Source organism: Prevotella heparinolytica (genome assembly GCF_004342845.1).
GTDB classification, from domain to species: Bacteria; Bacteroidota; Bacteroidia; order Bacteroidales; family Bacteroidaceae; genus Bacteroides; species Bacteroides heparinolyticus.
Window position 1 is genome coordinate 41,050 of the sequence record NZ_SLXB01000022.1, and the last position, 17,586, is coordinate 58,635.

Below are 17,586 nucleotides of genomic sequence, written 5' to 3' on the forward strand. Positions count from 1 at the left end.
TACATATAAGATAGTAAATCATGCACAGATTTTGGTTTTCTTTTTTGCGTAGACATGATAAAACCCCGAAAGTTAACAAAAAACTTTCGGGGTTCATATCAAAGCCCTTTAGATTGTGTGGTAAAAAATCACTCGTTTCTGTTACCTCTGTCACGGCGTTCACGTCGTTCGCCGTTTCTTTCGGGGCGTTCAACATAACCTTCCGGTTTCGGCAACAAAACTTTGCGGGACAGTTTGAACTTACCGGTTTTCGGATCGATTTCCAGCAGTTTTACTTCCAACTCGTCACCTTCCTTGATTCCGGCTTCCTCTACTGTTTCCAAACGTTTCCAGTCTATCTCGGAGATGTGGAGCAGGCCGTCTTTTCCCGGCAAGAACTCTACGAATGCACCGTAAGGCATAACGCTGCGCACTTTACCTTTGTAGATTTCGCCTATTTCGGGTACGGCTACGATGCTTTTGATAAGACGCATGGCGTCGTCGATGCTTTTCTTGTTTGTTCCGGCAATTTCAATTTTGCCCACGTTATCCACTTCCTCAATCGTGATGGTAGCTCCGGTTTCTTCCTGCATGCCTTGGATGATTTTTCCACCCGGACCGATGACGGCACCGATGAATTCTTTAGGAATGGTCATTGTTTCGATACGCGGCGCATGAGGTTTCAGGTCTGTGCGAGGCTCGGCGATGCACTCGGTGATTTTTCCGAGGATAAATTCGCGGCCCTCTTTGGCTTGCAACAGGGCTTTCTCCAAAATGTCATACGTCAGTCCGTCGCACTTGATGTCCATTTGAGTGGCAGTGATACCGTCTTTGGTTCCCGTCACCTTGAAGTCCATATCGCCCAAGTGGTCTTCGTCGCCGAGGATATCGGACAATACGGCATATTTTTCTTCGCCCGGATTCTTGATCAGTCCCATTGCGATGCCCGATACCGGCTTCTTGATTTTTACACCGGCATCCATCAATGCAAGTGTTCCGGCACATACGGTAGCCATCGAAGAAGAACCGTTGGATTCGAGGATATCCGATACGATGCGCACTACATAAGGATAGTCTGCAGGGATTTGACCTTTCAACGCACGCCATGCCAAGTGTCCGTGGCCGATTTCGCGACGACCCACACCACGCTGTGCTTTCGCTTCGCCCGTAGAGAACGGCGGGAAGTTATAGTGAAGCAAGAAGCGCTCTTTGCCATGTTCCAATACGTCGTCGATGATTTTCTCGTCCAGTTTCGTTCCTAAAGTAACGGTAGACAAAGATTGGGTCTCTCCGCGTGTGAAGATTGCCGAACCGTGAGGACCCGGCAAATAATCGGTTTCGCACCAGATGGGGCGTATTTCGGTAGTCTTACGTCCGTCAAGACGCTTGCCTTCGTCCAGAATGGAACGGCGCATGGCTTCTTTTTCCACATCGTGATAATAACGGTCTATCAGCGCGCCCTTTTCCTCCAGCTCTTCTTCCGAGAATTGGGCTTTGAACTCTTCGCAGATAGTCTCAAAAGCATTGATGCGTTCGTGCTTATTGTTATTGCCCGATGCTGCAACGGCATAAGCCTTTTCGTAGCAAGCATCGTGAACAGCCTTGCGAAGCTCTTCATCGTTCACTTCGTGGCAGTATTCACGTTTTACGGTAGAACCTACTTCTTCTGCCAGCTCCATCTGAGCTTTACATTGTATCTTGATAGCTTCGTGTGCGGCTTTCATGGCTTCCAGCAAATCTTGCTCGGAAACCTCGTTCATTTCGCCTTCCACCATCATGATGTTTTCGTATGTGGCACCCACCATCAGATCCATGTCGGCTTTTTCCAGTTGTTCGAAAGTGGGGTTGATAACGAACTGTCCGTCAATACGTGCTACACGTACTTCGGAAATCGGTCCGTTGAAAGGAATATCTGAAACAGCAAGTGCGGCAGAGGCTGCAAGGCCGGCCAAAGCATCCGGCATGTCTACGCCGTCGGCCGAGAAGAGGATAATGTTTACATATACCTCTGCATGAAAATTGTCAGGGAATAAGGGGCGGAGAGCACGGTCAACGAGTCGGCAAGTGAGGATCTCGTAGTCAGAGGCGCGGCCCTCACGTTTGGTGAAACCGCCGGGGAAACGGCCGAATGCCGAGAATTTTTCTTTGTACTCTACCTGTAGCGGCATGAAATCTGTTCCGGGAACTGCGTCCTTGGCGGCACAAACAGTAGCTAAAAGCATGGTGTTGCCCATGCGAAGCATTACAGAACCGTCTGCCTGTTTTGCCAACTTTCCCGTTTCGAGCATGATGGTTCTGCCATCTGGAAGCTCGATTGTCTTAACAATAGGGTTAATCATAAAAAATGTTTTATATCTAATTTTCTTTCAAAATTCGCGCAAAGATACATATTTTATTCTTGTAAGATGGTGGGAATGAGATAAAAAGTTTGTATTTAACTGCTTTTTTGCAAATATCTGCATGTAAGAACAAGGGAAATGCTTTGACTGAATCTTAAAAGAAGTATATTTGCAGGCACATTTGCTCCGTACCAACTCCGTATCTGCCCCGTTCTTATAGATATGGAGCTGGTACGGAGTAGATGCCTTTCGGATATGGTTGAGATGCGGAAAATAAATGGAAGTATGAAGGATAGTAAAACTAATAATGATATGAAGAAAATTTTTTTTATGACACTTGTTGCTGTTGCGATGAGTGCATGTAATTCCGATTCGAAATTCAAAGTGGAAGGCGAGGTCACCGGTGCCGATGGGAAAATGCTGTATCTGGAAGCTTCGGCTTTGGAGGGTATTGTACCTTTGGATTCGGTGAAGCTGAAAGGCGATGGCTCTTTTTCTTTCAAACAAGCGCGTCCGGCGTCTCCGGAATTTTATCGTTTGAGGGTGGAAGATAAAGTTATTAATTTTTCGGTCGACTCTACAGAGACTGTGTCGGTGAAAGCTCCCTTTGCCGATTTTGCCACAGCTTATACGGTAGAAGGCTCACCCAATAGCTCCAAGATAAAAGATTTGACGTTGAAGCAGATGAAGCTTCAGAACGACGTGAACAGCTTGTTTCAATCCGTGCAAGCCCGGAAGATGGATGCCGATGTCTTTGAAGACAGTCTTGCGGCTTTGTTGAAAGATTATAAGGATAAAGTGAAGTTGAATTATATTTTCGCTGCTCCCAATACGGCCGCTGCCTACTTTGCCTTGTTTCAGAAGTTGAATGATTATCTGATATTCGATCCCTTGAATAGCAAGGATGACATCAAATGCTTTGCGGCCGTGGCAACCAGCCTGAATAATTTTTATCCGGAGGCCGACCGTTCCAAAAATCTTTATAACATTGTGATAAAGGGGATGAAGAACACACGTACCCCTAAGCAGAAAGTCATGGAAATATCCGAGGAGAATATCTCCGAAACCGGGCTCATCGATATTAGTCTGCGTGACATGAAAGGCAATGTGCGCAAACTGAGCGAGCTGAAAGGAAAAGCTGTGATTCTGGATTTTACGGTTTATCAAAGCGCTGTTTCTGCTACGCATAATTATATGCTGCGCAACCTGTATGATAAGTATGCATCTCAGGGATTGGAGATTTATCAGGTTTCTTTGGATGCCGACGAGCATTATTGGAAAACAACGGCCGACAATCTGCCTTGGATTTGTGTGCGCGATGTCAATGGCATCTACTCTACGGTGGCTGCTACGTATAACGTTCAAAATCTTCCCTCTGTCTTTCTTGTGAATAAAAACAATGAATTGAGCGCCCGTGGAGAGACGGTGAAAGACTTGGAAGCAGCTGTAAAAGCTTTGCTGTAAAATGGTATAAGTCAGTGGCTTGCTTTTTAATATGTTGCAAAACAGTCTTTTTTGCTTGACACGCATTGATTAAAAGACTATCTTTGCCGAGAAATTTAGGAAGAGGGTTCCAGCATGCTGACCATGTTGGAATTCTTTTTTGTTTATAGTACCATTAAAAACTAAAATATTTAAGGAGGAAAACGTATGGCTTACATGTCAGAAGAAGGCTACAATAAATTGCTTGCCGACTTGAAACATTTGGAGGCGGTGGAACGCCCGAAAATAGTAGCTGCTATCGCTGAGGCCCGTGACAAGGGAGACTTGTCCGAGAATGCGGAATATGATGCCGCAAAAGAAGCTCAGGGAATGCTTGAAATGAAAATCAATAAGTTGAAGGCTGTGATTGCCGATGCCAAAATTATCGACGAATCGAAACTGAAGACGGATTCGGTACAGATTCTCAACAAGGTGGAGCTGAAGAACGTGAAGAACGGGATGAAAATGGTTTATACTATCGTTTCAGAAAGCGAGGCCAACCTGAAGGAAGGGAAAATTTCTGTGAACACGCCGATTGCACAAGGTTTGCTTGGTAAGAAGGTAGGTGATGTGGCTGAAATCAAGGTGCCGCAGGGCATGATTAATTTGGAAGTAGTAAACATCTCATTTTAATAGAAAGGCAGGTCTGCGTGCGGGCTTGCCTTATTTTATACATTACAGTTATGGCAACAATATTCAGCAGAATTATCGCAGGTGAAATTCCTTGCTACAAGATAGCGGAGGATGAACGGTTCTTTGCTTTTCTTGACATCAACCCGTTGGTGAAAGGGCACACTTTGGTTGTTCCCAAACAAGAAGTGGATTATATCTTCGATTTGTCCGACGAAGATCTGGCGGCGATGCATGTTTTTGCCAAGAAAATGGCATTGGCCATTGGCAAAGCTTTTCCGTGCAAAAAAGTGGGTGAAGCGGTGTTGGGTCTTGAAGTGCCCCATGCGCACATACACTTGATACCGATGCAAAATGAGAAGGATATGCTTTTCTCCAATCCTAAGTTGAAACTGACAAATGAAGAGTTTATCGCAGTGGCAGAGGCTATACGTGCAGCACTCTGATAATTAATTTCCTCCCTAAATAAAAAAGCGGAAACCGGACGCAATCATTGTCCGGCTTCCGCATCTTTTATTTTGTTCGGTATGTTTTTAATAAGAGCTTAAGTATAATCTTCTCCCATCTTGATCTGTGCGTCATTCACGTATTTGCGGATGGCGTGTTCTTCGTCTTTTTTGCAAATCAGCAACACATTGTCCGATTCGGCAATGAGATACCCCTCAAGCCCTTCGATCACTGCTAACTTATTGTTGGGCAATGCTACGATATTGTCCTTACTGTTATAAAATAAGGACTGACATTTTAAAGAGACGTTCCCGGTTTCATCTTTCGGGGATAAGTCGTATAATGATCCCCAAGTACCCAAATCGGACCATCCGAAATCACCTAACGAGACATAAACATTGTCGGCTTTTTCCATAACTCCGAAGTCAATGGAAATATTGGGGCAAGTCGGGAAGTTTTCGTCGATGAACTGCTTTTCCAGAGGGGTGCCGTAAACATCTTTACCGGGAGCCAGCTTTGCGGCCAATTCCGGCAACAATGTTTCACCTGCTTTGATGATGGAATTTACGTTCCACATGAACAGTCCTGAATTCCAATAGAATTCACCGCTTTCTACAAAAACTTTTGCTAATTCCAGTTCCGGTTTTTCCGTAAAGGTTTTCACTTTATAGAAATTGTTACCTGCCGGTTCGTCTATCTGTATGTAGCCATATCCGGTTTCGGGGCGATTGGGTTTGATGCCGAGTGTCAATAGCTTGTCCGATTCTGAAACAAATCCCAGGCCATTCTCAATGGCTGTTAAGAACTCTCCTTCTTTTAAGATGAGATGATCCGAGGGGGCGACCACTATATTGGCATTCGGGTTCAAGGCGCGGATATGATAAGAGGCCCATGCGATGCAGGGAGCGGTATTTCTGCGTGTTGGCTCCAGTAATATTTGCTCAGGTTTGAGTTCCGGGAGTTGCTCTTTTACAAGGTCGGCATACAAATCATTTGTTACGATAAGTATGTTCTCTACAGGAATTACTTGTTTGAACCGGTCGAAAGTTTGTTGCAACAATGAACGTCCTGTGCCAAAGAAATCCAGGAACTGTTTAGGCATTGTTTTACGGCTGAATGGCCAGAAACGGCTGCCGATTCCTCCACCCATGATGACGCAGAAGTTGTCCTTATTGGTTATCATATTATTTGTTATTTTAAATTTCCGCTAATGTACTGTATATTTTACAAAGGAAGAATGATTCGTTTGTTTTTTCTCATTTTCTTTGTCTTTTTTCATGGAAAGTATTGCAGGTTTAGAAAAAAACCGTATCTTTGCAGCGCATTTCAGAAATGATGTATGCCCAGATGGCGGAATCGGTAGACGCGCTGGTCTCAAACACCAGTGGATTCACTTCCATCCCGGTTCGACCCCGGGTCTGGGTACTATAAAACCCTTGTAAATCGCTGATTTATAAGGGTTTTTACTTTTTCAATGTGTACTAAAAGTGTACTTTGTAACAATACCATGAGAAAAGTGTACTTTCATAGTTTTCCAGTACTCAGTTTTATATTTAATTAACGACAACTTTTCCCTTTGTAACTATTCAGCGATAATGAACGTTGAATATCAAGAACTTATAAACGTAACATTGTGGCAAAAAGGCTCGAAATGACATTCTTTATTAGAATTTGTATGTATCTATTTATGTAACTTATTGATAATCAATAATAGTTTATACACCTTATCGCTGAATAGTTACTCTGCAAATTTTTCTTTTATTCTCATTCTTCATGTTGTAATAGTTATTTTTTGTGTATTTCATGATCTTTTCTTATCTTTGCAATTAAATGGCAACTATAGCTATAGTGACACACCTCTTAAACCATTCCGAACAGAGAAGTTAAGCCTATACACGCTGATGGTACTGCATGAATGTGGGAGAGTAAGACGTTGTCAGAGATTCCTATTTTATACTAATTTTAATTATTTAGCAATATGAAAATTAATGATGTATTTTAGAAGGGGTCTTCATGGATAAAGAAGACCCCAAGTAAGTTGTAGATTTGTATTCTGACCACTTTGATGTATATTGTACTTATGATAGGTGACTACCATAATTTTCAAAAGTGTCATAGTTAGTAGCAGGCTGAACTTATCCTATCTGACATTGTCAGCATAGAGATAACTCTCCGCGAATACAATTTAGGTAAAACCGAAGAATATAAAAAGAAGATGAAAAGGTAATTCTATTTCCTAACGAAGGAAAACGTGAAATAACCAGGATTTGGGAGAAGGAAACTACTCCCAAATCTTATTCTAGGTAATATTAAAAACTGCTATTAAGAATATTAATACTTATCTTTGCCGACTTCTTTTTTACATTGCAATGTATAATGTATGAAGTAACCGCAGAAACACCTCTAAGTATGGAAGACTTAGAACGAAAAAAGAAATTTGATAGATTACAGAAGTTGATGGACCGGTGTGTTTCATCAGCTTATACCAATTATGTAGATAGCATCTATCGAAAGAAAGAGTTCCTCGAATTGAAGCAAGCAAAGTCTATGCTTCAACAAGAGTCTATGCGTAGAACAGATGAATTATCTCGACTATATCTTTCATACCCTGCTATATCTTGTGTGGAGGCATACTATGAAGAAAAAGAATTATTATGGGAAAGTACCTTCTATGAATCTTTAACAAGAGAGGAAAAAGCGCAATGGATGGACTTCAATCCTTTAGACTTTGATTTTGCAAAGTACTCAGCAGAGCCAACTTTTTACAATGATAGACTTCCATTATTTTCATTTTTGATTGAAGCGATTGTACTTGAGAAATGTGCTGTTTATCTTAAAAAAGAAATAGATTTCTTGATTATGGCAACTCCAATGGCACCTAACTCTATTGTCATCAACGAAATTCATACTCCTAAGGCTAACGAGCGAAAAGAAGAAAAGAAGGTTGTTGGTAAAGCTAATATTTTCCATTCTACTCTTACTACCGAACAAATAGAAATCCTCACCAATTGTATCAACGAAGCACGAGTTTTTACCACATCAATCACTATACAAAACCTGACAAACTTCTTCAATGGGAAGTTAGAAGGCGTATTAGTATCTAATAACAACCGCTTATTAGCTTATTTAATGTCGCAACTAAGCGCACGCAATTATATCACAAACGAATGGCAATCAGTCATTGCTTCCCAACAGCTTGTTTTGGGTAAAGCAAAAGAAAAGCCATTAACCCGTACCGATCTTTCATCTGCCAACGACAGTGCCAGACCAGAGCCGAAAGGTTCAGAAATCATTGACAAATATATCAAACAACTGAAAAAAGGTTGAGCAAAGGTTGAGATGTCAAACATCTATCAACCGTAACCTTTCTTTTCTTCCATAATTTTGCCCTCGTTAACAGCAACGAGGGTGCGCACCCTCTATCGTTTTACCTAACAAATAAAAAATATGGAAAAGACCATAGAGGAACGAGTTTATGAACTCGAACAACTTCTCTTTACAAACAAAAAAGTGCTTAGCTTTGATGAAGCAAGCAAGTTTCTCAATCTATCAAAGAGTTATCTCTACAAGCTCACATCGGGCAATCTGATTCCTCATTATAAGCCACAAGGTAAGATGCTTTATTTTGAGAAAGCAGAACTCGAAGCATGGCTACGTCAGAATCCTATCAAGACTTCTGCGCAAATAGCTCAAGAAGCACAGAGATATATCATGGGTAGCAAAACTTTAATGCAGAAGTAAGGCTATGGAAAACGAGAATTTCATTCGTGTTGGCACAACATTGTACAAGATTGTGAACCAACCTCGCGTTACAGGTGGTTTTGTTAAGAAGCGCATAGCATGGAATGTTGAAACACTCCGCCAAGACCATGGTAAGGATTTTCTGGCTACTGTTCCAAAGTACGATGGTTTCTGCACTGTTCCTAATCATGTCAACTACCAACAAGTGGTTGACAAGTTCCTCAATCTCTATGAACCGATAGGACACCAACCAAAAGAAGGAGAGTTCCCACACATTGAATCCCTGATAAGGCATATATTCGGAGAACAATACGAGTTGGGTATAGACTACTTGCAGTTGCTCTACCTCCAACCCGTGCAGAAACTCCCCATCCTCCTGATGGTGTCAGAAGAACGCAATACAGGCAAGAGCACGTTCCTTAATTTTCTCAAAGCCGTATTCCAGAACAACGTAACCTTCAATACCAACGAAGACTTCCGCAGTCAGTTCAATGCGGATTGGGCAGGTAAACTGCTTATTGTGGTGGACGAAGTATTGCTCAATCGTAGGGAAGATAGCGAGAGATTAAAAAACCTCAGCACAACACTTTCTTATAAGGTGGAAGCAAAGGGCAAAGACCGAGACGAAATCTCCTTCTTTGCCAAGTTCGTGCTGTGTTCCAATAACGAGTTACTCCCAGTCATCATCGACGTGGGAGAAACCCGATATTGGGTAAGGAAGATAGAACGTCTTAAAAGCGATGATACCGACTTTCTGCAAAAGCTGAAAGCCGAAATACCTGCCTTTCTCTATTTTCTGCAACACCGAACTCTGTCCACCCATAAGGAAAGCCGTATGTGGTTTGCGCCCAAACTGACCTTTACACCAGCCTTGCAGCGCATTATCCGCAGCAACCGTAATAAGATTGAGTTGGAAATGTCTGAACTCTGTTTGGAGGTTATGGATCAGATGGTTGTTACCGAGCTTTCATTCTGTATCAATGATATGGTATGTTTGCTGAACAACACAGGCTGCAAGGCTGATAAAAGCCAAGTCCGCAGAATTGTGCAAGATATATGGAAACTCACTCCTGCCTCCAACACGCTGACATATCTGACTTATCAGATGGATTACAACAGTTTGCGAAACTATTCGCCCATCAAACGGACAGGCAGGTACTATACCGTAACCAGAGAACAACTCACAAACATTTAATCATTATTTTGATGAAATGATGAAAGGTATATATAACAGATTGATTGGCAATGCCTATTTAGTTCATCTTTCCACTCATCAGTATGAAAGAATGATGAAAGAAAAAGACGATACTGTCCAAAAGAGAAATACATATTTTTCTTTTGGTAAGCCCTGTGATGAAACCATGATGAGCAAGTAATTTATTTGTTATGAAATGGTTATGTGCATTTTCATCAAATCATCAATTTTTCAAACCATTCAACTTCACTCTAATATGAACATACAAGAAATTAAAACGATAAAGTTGCAGGATTTTCTTACGAGTCTGGGATATACTCCCACTAAGCAACAAGGCAACAGGTTGTGGTACCTTTCCCCCTTTCGTCAGGAGAGCCATGCTTCATTCAAGGTAAACACCGAGCGTAACCAATGGTACGACTTCGGTATTGGCAAGGGTGGAAACATCATAGATTTGGCAGAGCAACTCTACAAATCCTCTGATGTGTCGTATCTCATTCATCAGATTGGGCACAATGTTCCAAGTATGGTTTCTGCATCTCCTGGAGTTGTGAAGCCTAAACAGAGTTCTGCAACTTTTGAGAACTTGCAAGTACTTCCTTTGTCGCATCCAGCTTTGATTAGATACTTGCAGGACAGATGTATTGACATAGAAGTCGCCAAATCTGTTTGCAAGGAGGTACATTATGAGGTCAACAACAAACGTTATTTTGCTATTGGCTTTCCGAACTGTGGTGGTGGTTATGAGTTGCGCAATCCTTTCTTCAAGGGTTGCATTGCACCGAAAGACATCAGCCATTTCTATGCCGACGAGCCGAAGAAAGTATGTTTTCTTTTTGAGGGTTTTATGGACTTTCTGTCATTCATGACACTGAAAAGGAAAGAGAATCCACAGATTACAAGACTGCGGCAACAGGATTATTTGATACTCAATTCTGTAACGAATATTCATAAGACGATAGAGAGATTATCACGCTATGACAGCGTTCAATGTTTCTTGGATAATGACGGTGCAGGAAGAAATGCCTACCTGCGATTATCGAAGAAATTAGGAAATTCAGTTACAGATGCTTCAAATTTATACAATGGTTTCAAGGACTTAAACGAGTATTTATGTGCTGAATTCAAGCATTCAGAGAAAGCTGAAAATAAGAAGACCAAAGGGATTAAGTTATGATTGCAGGATTTGCTTTGCATAATCTGTTTTTCGGGGAGCAAGTTTATGTTTTGGGCATACCAAAACCACTTGCTCCACCTCCTATCACTCGGTTTGGAGGATTATCCCGTTGGTCTCCATCAAATCAATAAGCGAAACAAGTATGATAAGAACAGAATATAAAAAAGGTGGTCGCCCAACCAAAGGCGCAGCCGAAAAGAAGAAATACCGTATCACGGTGAAACTGAATACGCAGGATTATTATACGCTTAAAGGTAAAGCCAAGAACGCAGGAATATCCATGAGTGAGTTTGTAAGGAAAGTTCTTGAGGAAGGAAATGTCATTGAACGACTGACAGTAGAGCAAGCAGGTTTCATTCGCAAGCTGTGTGGAATGGCAAATAATCTCAATCAGTTGGCACATCGTGCCAATGCGGAAGGGTTTCATTCAGTTGCTCCTTTCCATAAAATCATCATTAGCAAGATAGATGAAATATTAAATCTGATACGAAGATGATAGCCAAAATTATGAAAGGTTCGGGCTTCAAGGGTGTTATCAATTACATCCTTGACCCGAAGAAAGGAACAGAACTTATAGACAGTTCCGGAGTGAGAACAGACAGTATCAACCATATTGTTCAAAGTTTCATCGACCAAACAGAACTTAATCCACGAGTGGGTAAGGTTGTGGGGCATATCTCCCTAAGTTTCTCTGCACAAGACTCCCCAAGACTCAGCAATGAGTGGATAGTGAAAGTAGCTCGTGAGTACTTGGATAAGATGGGAATAAAAGATACGCAATATATCATCGGTCGCCATTTCGATAAGGAGCACCCGCATGTGCATATTGCATTCAATCGGATAGACAATAACGGCAAGACGATCTCTGACCGTAACGACAGATTCAAAAGTGAGAAGATTTGCAAAGAACTGACCACCAAATATGGTTTATACTTTGCCGATGGCAAGGAGAAAGTCAAAGAGTATCGCTTGAAAGAACCTGATAAGACCAAGTATGAAATCTATCAGACGTTGAAAACAGAAATTACTCGGTGCAGGGAATGGAAAGACCTTCTTACTCATTTGAAAAAACAAGATATTGATGTCCGCTTCAAGTACAAAAGCAACTCACAGGAGGTGCAGGGTATCATCTTTGAAAAGAACGGTTATCATTTCAATGGCTCTAAAGTGGATAGGAGTTTCAGTTATTCCAAGATAGACTTTGCCCTGCAACAGAATAACAGGGAACACGAACAGCAGACACAAGGAATGATAAACCTCATATCCAATGTTGCAAGTGTTACGAGCGAAATTACCAACAACCTCATAGAAGGAGGATTGGATTTGTTTCAAACTCATGGTACTGTCCCTGCGGAGGTTTATAACACACTCGATAAAAAGAAGAAAAAGAAGAAAAAGAAAAAACGTAAAATACATTTATAAGTATGGCCGATAATAATACATTTGTCCTCTTTGAGGAAATCAAAAATAAACTGGAGACAATTTACAGGGAACTAAAGGAGTTGAAAGAAAAGGAGAATGGTTCTGTTTCCCTCCCTGTTCAATCTACACCAGCACAAAGTGATGAGCAGAAAGAACAAGAATTGCTCAAACAGTATGAGCAGCGAACAAAAGATGTGCTCAACGAGTACATTGGTGTGCAAGTGCGCATCAAAGACGAGGAAGCTAAGTCCATTGACAAATTGGTGGCAAACGTCCTGACCATGTTGCACGAGTGGCAGGAATAGAAAGAACAGCCAAAGCAACAAGAGCACATCCATAGACACAGTTTTGACATCAAGTCATCGAAAGTCTTTACTACCGTGGTGGCAGTGTCTGTCCTCTGTTTTGTTTCTTTGGTCGGTATTTTTTTCTTATGGCAAAGCAAACAGCAATACAAGGATGATGCCTTGAAATTTCGTATCATTAGAGTATGGCGAGGTTGCAGCCCTAAGGAAATCCTATGGCTTAACGATGTATTTGACATTCATCGCAATGAAAAGACAATCAAGCTAATCAAGGAGAAAGCCGATGGTTACGATATGGATTTGAAGCAAAAGGCAGATAGCTTGATGCAAAAGAAATAGAAATAATCCTATATGAAGCAAGCCCAACCTAAGTTCTCGTTTGGTTGGGCTTGTGCGCTGCATATTAGTCTATGATTTCCCAAAAGCCGCCTTTATTGGGACCGACACGGCGAAGGTATTTATCACGCATAGCTTCTATGTTACGAGATATAGAATTTTCACTGATTCCCACATGTTTGGAAAGTTCCGATTTAGAAATATATGGATTCTCTATTATTAGCTTGATGATAGAAATACGATTTTCTGTTAATTTTTCATTGAGAGCCACCGCTTTTTCTATCACCTTCTCTATCACCTCTTGATGAGTTTTTATCACCTTTTCTGTCACGTTGACATCCTTTTCTATCACCCTTTCTGTCACCTTCGGCACTGTAATCTTCAGAATAAAATCATCAAGATGGAAAGATAGATGTGGTGTACCATTAGCTTCCAACTCCCTGCATACACGATCCACACCTTCACCAAACTCCTTTACAAAGTCGTATGTTTTAAGGAATTGGGCTATTTGGGGATTACGCGAGAAATGTGTATGACGAATGTTAGAGGGCTTGACCGTTCCAGGCAGTCTGCCCGGCGACTCAAATACCAAACGATTGTCGAACATCTTAATTTGAATTTCAGTCCCCTTGATATTGTAGGCACGGTGGCAGCAAGCATTGACTACCATTTCTTGAATCACAAACTTTGGATAATCTCTATTGGTTACAAACTGGCCGTGCAGTCCAAGGAATGTGTGTTCCTCCACCTGAGTTTCAAGATAAGCTATTGTGGCTTTCACCTGATCAAGTATCGTTCCTTCAAAGGTTACGTCCTTGATAACGTTCATTTCTGCACCCACTCGCTCCTCTGTACCTTTATAGCGAATGAAGCGAGTGCGCCCACGAGGAAAGAACTTTTGAGGATATTTACCAAACAGCAGAACACAAGCCACACTAACTTGCTCCTCTCCCTTTGCATTGGTAGTTATGAAGCCATTATTTTCATGTAGATATTGCTTGGCTGATTTGGTATAACCAATCAATTCCGTATATCTTTCGACAGCAGCCATATCAATGTCATCAGCCGTAGCACCATACACAGCCGTATCTTCATAGTAGCGTTCTCCCTTATCGTACATCAACTGTATGCGCTCTTCAAAAGACAGCTTCCTGCTTTTATCCCCAACACGCATATAGGCTTCGTCTGCCTGATTAGCATGTAGTTCAGAACTTGCAGGAATGTGCATCAATAAAATATAATTCTCGTTTCCGTTCTTATCCGTGCATGGCAACAATTCGCTGGTAATAGGCACTGAAGGATTACAAAAGTCTAGAGGAACACGCAGCAACTCATTTAGCTTCTCTGTGTATTGTTCCACACCCTCTATCTTCCGATTCTTGTCAGACACACCGATAGCAATATCACCACCGTCAGCATTAGCAAATGCGACGATTGGAATAGCCAATGCCTTGGGGGAAATTTGAATGCTTTTGCAGTCAAACGTCTGATCTTCCTTGCGAGTCTGTATTTCTTGTATTGTCATATATTTTTATTTTTGCTATTATGATAGACATCAAAAAGCATGCAACAATTAAAGCCATAATCCTTATTTGAGAAAATGGGAGATATTGCTTAAGTCAACATTAATCAATGTATTGACTATTTCACTGTAAGTCATTCCTAATTGAAGGCCAAACTTGCCAATGAAAACTTCAATATCATGTACTGTTTTCCTTCCGCTGTTTCTCACATTAAATAGGGTAACAGCTGCATCAATCTTGGGTATTTCACCAAAAGTGGAGATACCTAAAACATTCAGTACATTGATAGCTCTTACTGAAAGATTTAGATTTTGGACAGGAGTATTAAGTAATTCCGCAACATGGGAGTTGATATCTACAACTTGATTTGTAGTCTCTCTCAAACTTTCATCCTTTACCACGCTTCTTAATCGCTGTATTTCCTCTATATAGAGTTGAGCCTGTGCATGTAGTTGCGCATTGTCCTTACGTAGTTGCTCATTCTCATGAACTTCATTTATAAGAATAAACTTAACCTCTTCCAGTATTTTCTTATATAGTTGTCGTATCCTTTCTTGTGTAAGATTATTCTTCTTGGCAACTTCACTTCTAGGAACCCCGTTAACAAGATCTTGTAAGATGGAATAGTTTCTTTGCTCTATTTTTTTTTCGAAGATTCCTATAATCTCAAGGAAAAGAGAAGACAAATGCTTGTTTTCAGAAAAAATGTCGCTTTCATCTTTTCCATCTAAATAATCCTTAACATCTTCGTCTTCAGACAAAGGTAAATCATTAAGAGCACAAAATAAAATGGATTTGGATACAGGTTGCTTAACTATACTATCAAAACGAGACAAAAACTTGTCCTCTCTGACACTTGTGTTATCGTAGAGGATTGTTGTACCCAATGGCAACATGATTTCTGGTTCATTGACACTTTCTATCAATTTGAAATCTGATACATTGTCTATTATATTGGATTCCTTGTCTATTTGAATCAATACAATGCCATTGGCTATATGACAAAAACAATAGTCACCAACAGACAAGTTAAGTTCTTCGGAATGAATTCTAAAATTATCGGTTTCAGGTAAGTATACCAGCTTCGGCATCCTGTTTGCAAATGACTCTTCTATAGGAGTCTCAAAAACGATGTCTATATTTTCTTCTCTTGTTAATTGAAAAAGAACTTTTAAGTCCCAGTAGTCACGTGTACCCTCCAGAATAGCTTGCGTGTCATTTAGGAAGTCGGAAAGCCATTCTCCGTTACAATCTGTCAGCAGGAGCGAAACAAGAGTTTTATCGCCTTTTGCCTTACTCCTCCCATATGGGGCACAAAGAATGGTGTCTATATTTGGAAAGTGATAACTCCTCAAAGATTTTGTATCAACATAACGGAAGTCTCGAAAGATAGAATTATTTTCCACCTCGCTATCGATATAAACCGTTTTTACAATATCTCCTTCATGGAGCATACAAATATCACCTTCCTTAAAAGGAAAGGTATATGTTCTCAGATTATCGCTTACCTTATTTATATAATAGACAACCATCGATTAAAAAAGCTTGTTTTCGGTGAAACCTTTTTGTAGAACTTCAACGTATGGCATTAGACTCTTAAACTCTGGATCGATGTTATGGCATTGTTCCTTTATGATGCCACGACGATGTACCGCTGGGTCAAGACAATACATCTTAAATTCTTCCTCATTTACATCCTCGGTACGCTGCCAGTGTGGGAATAGCAGTTTCATATAAGCTGTAGCAATACGCTTCACGGCATTACTATCTCGCACATCGGCCTTTTCTTCAAAGCGAACGAGTTGATCGAACAATAATCCATAGGTGTTCTGTGTACGCATGGTATGAAGAATTTCAGAAAAGTATTCCACATTGATAGTCCATCCTTTGAAAATCATGCTTTTGTCCACTCGCGGAAGAAGCCACCCTTCAATAAAGCAGTGAAAACGATCGAGCAATGCCGACTCACGGAAATTTTCTGGCAGGTTGCTGAAATAAAAAGGCGACACAGGCAAGTGTTGAGCAGACAGAGGAATGTTTCCCATAAGCATCAAGCCGCACTCTGAAGAAAACTCATTATTATCAATGGTAGTCTTACCACTTTCCAAATATGATTTTAGAGCAGCTTGAATCTCGGCAGGCTCTTGGAAAACGATAGTCTGTATTTCATCGAATACTGTAAAGTCATGGTTTTTGATAATACCATTCTGCTGTTTTGTTTTGTCAAAAAACAACTTAGCACGTGTCACCTTACCACCACTTACCAGCCAGCCATACTTAGAAAGATTGCCAAATACATAGCTTTTCCCTGTTCCTTTAGGAGCCAATTCGATCACATTCAGACGTGGTTCTATAAAAATGAGCAAACGGGTAAGGAACTCCAACTTTTGGGTTAGCGATGTGAATCCATTAGGGTCATACTCCATGGCAGACAACAATACGTCAATCCATTCTAAAGTAGTGAAACAGTGACGTGCCTCTGCAAGATAGGAGATATCCACAGAACTATAAGGCTTGAATGGTTTATAATCTACCATTTGAATATGATTTTTTTTACCATCATCGTCTGGCAGTAGACAAAGTTTGATAATACCCCATTTCTCACCCTCAACAAATTCGCCAGAGTTGCGAGAATAGACATATTCTGGAATTAGCCCCTCACGTTGCTTGATGCCATAATCAGGAATGGCAAATTGACGCTCATTCTTTACAATGTCAATATACACCACAAAACGAGCCAAAAGCGTAACTTCTTCGCCACTTTGCAGTCTGTCTTTAACACTGCCTTGTTTTGCTGGAATAACTTTATCTAAAAACTGAGTGAGTGCCATTCTATCAACTTCGCCAGTTTGAATGTTCAGATAACGTTTCAACAGAAAATCCTTAACAAACGCAGGAAGGTTTCGGCCAGCAAAAAGACTACCTGTTGATGCAGGATCTTTGTAAATAGACATTGCCGAAAAATGCTGTCTTATCTTGTTGCAAATTTCTTCTTTCATAAATATTCATT

The 17,586-nt window shown here is 40.9% G+C and carries 14 protein-coding genes, 1 tRNA gene, 1 rRNA gene and 1 pseudogene; 12 read left to right on the forward strand and 5 right to left on the reverse strand.

Annotation, left to right across the window (positions count from 1 at the left end; genetic code table 11):
- Positions 1–128 precede the first annotated feature (128 nt).
- Positions 129–2,318, reverse strand: a complete 2,190-nt coding sequence (gene pnp, locus EV202_RS11095) for a polyribonucleotide nucleotidyltransferase (RefSeq protein WP_131927108.1) — start codon at positions 2,316–2,318, stop codon at positions 129–131.
- A gap of 312 nt (positions 2,319–2,630) precedes the next feature.
- Here pnp and EV202_RS11100 point away from each other — a divergent pair, with 312 nt between their 5' ends.
- The 3 genes from EV202_RS11100 (at position 2,631) to EV202_RS11110 (ending at position 4,876) form a co-directional block, all read left to right on the forward strand.
- Positions 2,631–3,782 carry a thioredoxin-like domain-containing protein gene (locus EV202_RS11100; RefSeq protein ID WP_131927109.1) on the forward strand — a complete coding sequence of 384 codons (1,152 nt, stop codon included), beginning with the start codon at positions 2,631–2,633 and terminating at the stop codon, positions 3,780–3,782.
- Between the two features lie 186 nt (positions 3,783–3,968).
- The gene (gene greA / locus EV202_RS11105; RefSeq protein WP_106069902.1) at positions 3,969–4,433 is read left to right on the forward strand and encodes a transcription elongation factor GreA; all 465 of its coding nucleotides are present in this window, start codon (positions 3,969–3,971) and stop codon (positions 4,431–4,433) included.
- A 50-nt stretch (positions 4,434–4,483) separates the two neighbouring features.
- Positions 4,484–4,876 carry an HIT family protein gene (locus EV202_RS11110; protein ID WP_106069903.1) on the forward strand — a complete coding sequence of 131 codons (393 nt, stop codon included), beginning with the start codon at positions 4,484–4,486 and terminating at the stop codon, positions 4,874–4,876.
- A gap of 98 nt (positions 4,877–4,974) precedes the next feature.
- Here EV202_RS11110 and EV202_RS11115 read toward each other — a convergent pair whose 3' ends face one another.
- Entirely contained in the window at positions 4,975–6,060 is a 1,086-nt protein-coding gene (locus tag EV202_RS11115) for a mannose-1-phosphate guanylyltransferase (RefSeq protein WP_164996245.1), read from the reverse strand.
- A 158-nt stretch (positions 6,061–6,218) separates the two neighbouring features.
- On the opposite strand from EV202_RS11115, the gene EV202_RS11120 reads away from it, so the two are divergent.
- The 9 genes and pseudogenes from EV202_RS11120 (at position 6,219) to EV202_RS11160 (ending at position 13,056) form a co-directional block, all read left to right on the forward strand.
- Positions 6,219–6,302: transfer RNA gene (locus EV202_RS11120), tRNA-Leu, on the forward strand.
- 404 nt (positions 6,303–6,706) lie between these two features.
- Positions 6,707–6,819 (forward strand): 5S ribosomal RNA (gene rrf / locus EV202_RS11125).
- Positions 6,820–7,286: 467 nt separating this feature from the next.
- Positions 7,287–8,204 carry a hypothetical protein gene (locus EV202_RS11130; RefSeq protein WP_131927110.1) on the forward strand — a complete coding sequence of 306 codons (918 nt, stop codon included), beginning with the start codon at positions 7,287–7,289 and terminating at the stop codon, positions 8,202–8,204.
- Positions 8,205–8,324: 120 nt separating this feature from the next.
- Positions 8,325–8,618, forward strand: coding sequence for a helix-turn-helix domain-containing protein (locus EV202_RS11135; RefSeq protein ID WP_131927111.1), 294 nt, complete (start codon positions 8,325–8,327; stop codon positions 8,616–8,618).
- A gap of 4 nt (positions 8,619–8,622) precedes the next feature.
- Complete coding sequence (locus EV202_RS11140) at positions 8,623–9,813, forward strand: primase-helicase family protein (protein WP_131927112.1); 1,191 nt, start codon at positions 8,623–8,625, stop codon at positions 9,811–9,813.
- Between the two features lie 256 nt (positions 9,814–10,069).
- Entirely contained in the window at positions 10,070–10,990 is a 921-nt protein-coding gene (locus EV202_RS11145; protein WP_131927113.1) for a toprim domain-containing protein, read from the forward strand.
- Positions 10,991–11,132: 142 nt separating this feature from the next.
- Positions 11,133–11,486 carry a plasmid mobilization protein gene (locus EV202_RS11150; RefSeq protein WP_131927114.1) on the forward strand — a complete coding sequence of 118 codons (354 nt, stop codon included), beginning with the start codon at positions 11,133–11,135 and terminating at the stop codon, positions 11,484–11,486.
- The gene (locus EV202_RS11155; RefSeq protein WP_131927115.1) at positions 11,483–12,412 is read left to right on the forward strand and encodes a relaxase/mobilization nuclease domain-containing protein; all 930 of its coding nucleotides are present in this window, start codon (positions 11,483–11,485) and stop codon (positions 12,410–12,412) included. Before EV202_RS11150 ends, EV202_RS11155 begins: the two co-directional genes overlap by 4 nt.
- A 2-nt stretch (positions 12,413–12,414) precedes the next feature.
- Positions 12,415–13,056: pseudogene (locus tag EV202_RS11160) on the forward strand (hypothetical protein).
- Positions 13,057–13,120: 64 nt separating this feature from the next.
- On the opposite strand, the gene EV202_RS11165 reads toward EV202_RS11160, so the two are convergent.
- From EV202_RS11165 to brxL, 3 genes are all read right to left on the reverse strand, one after another.
- A complete protein-coding gene (locus tag EV202_RS11165; protein ID WP_131927116.1) occupies positions 13,121–14,578 on the reverse strand; it encodes an RNA-binding domain-containing protein in 1,458 nt (485 codons plus the stop codon).
- 63 nt (positions 14,579–14,641) lie between these two features.
- A complete protein-coding gene (locus EV202_RS11170) occupies positions 14,642–16,108 on the reverse strand; it encodes a DNA-directed RNA polymerase subunit alpha C-terminal domain-containing protein (protein ID WP_131927117.1) in 1,467 nt (488 codons plus the stop codon).
- A 3-nt stretch (positions 16,109–16,111) separates the two neighbouring features.
- Complete coding sequence (gene brxL / locus EV202_RS11175; protein WP_131927118.1) at positions 16,112–17,575, reverse strand: BREX system Lon protease-like protein BrxL; 1,464 nt, start codon at positions 17,573–17,575, stop codon at positions 16,112–16,114.
- Positions 17,576–17,586: the final 11 nt, after the last annotated feature.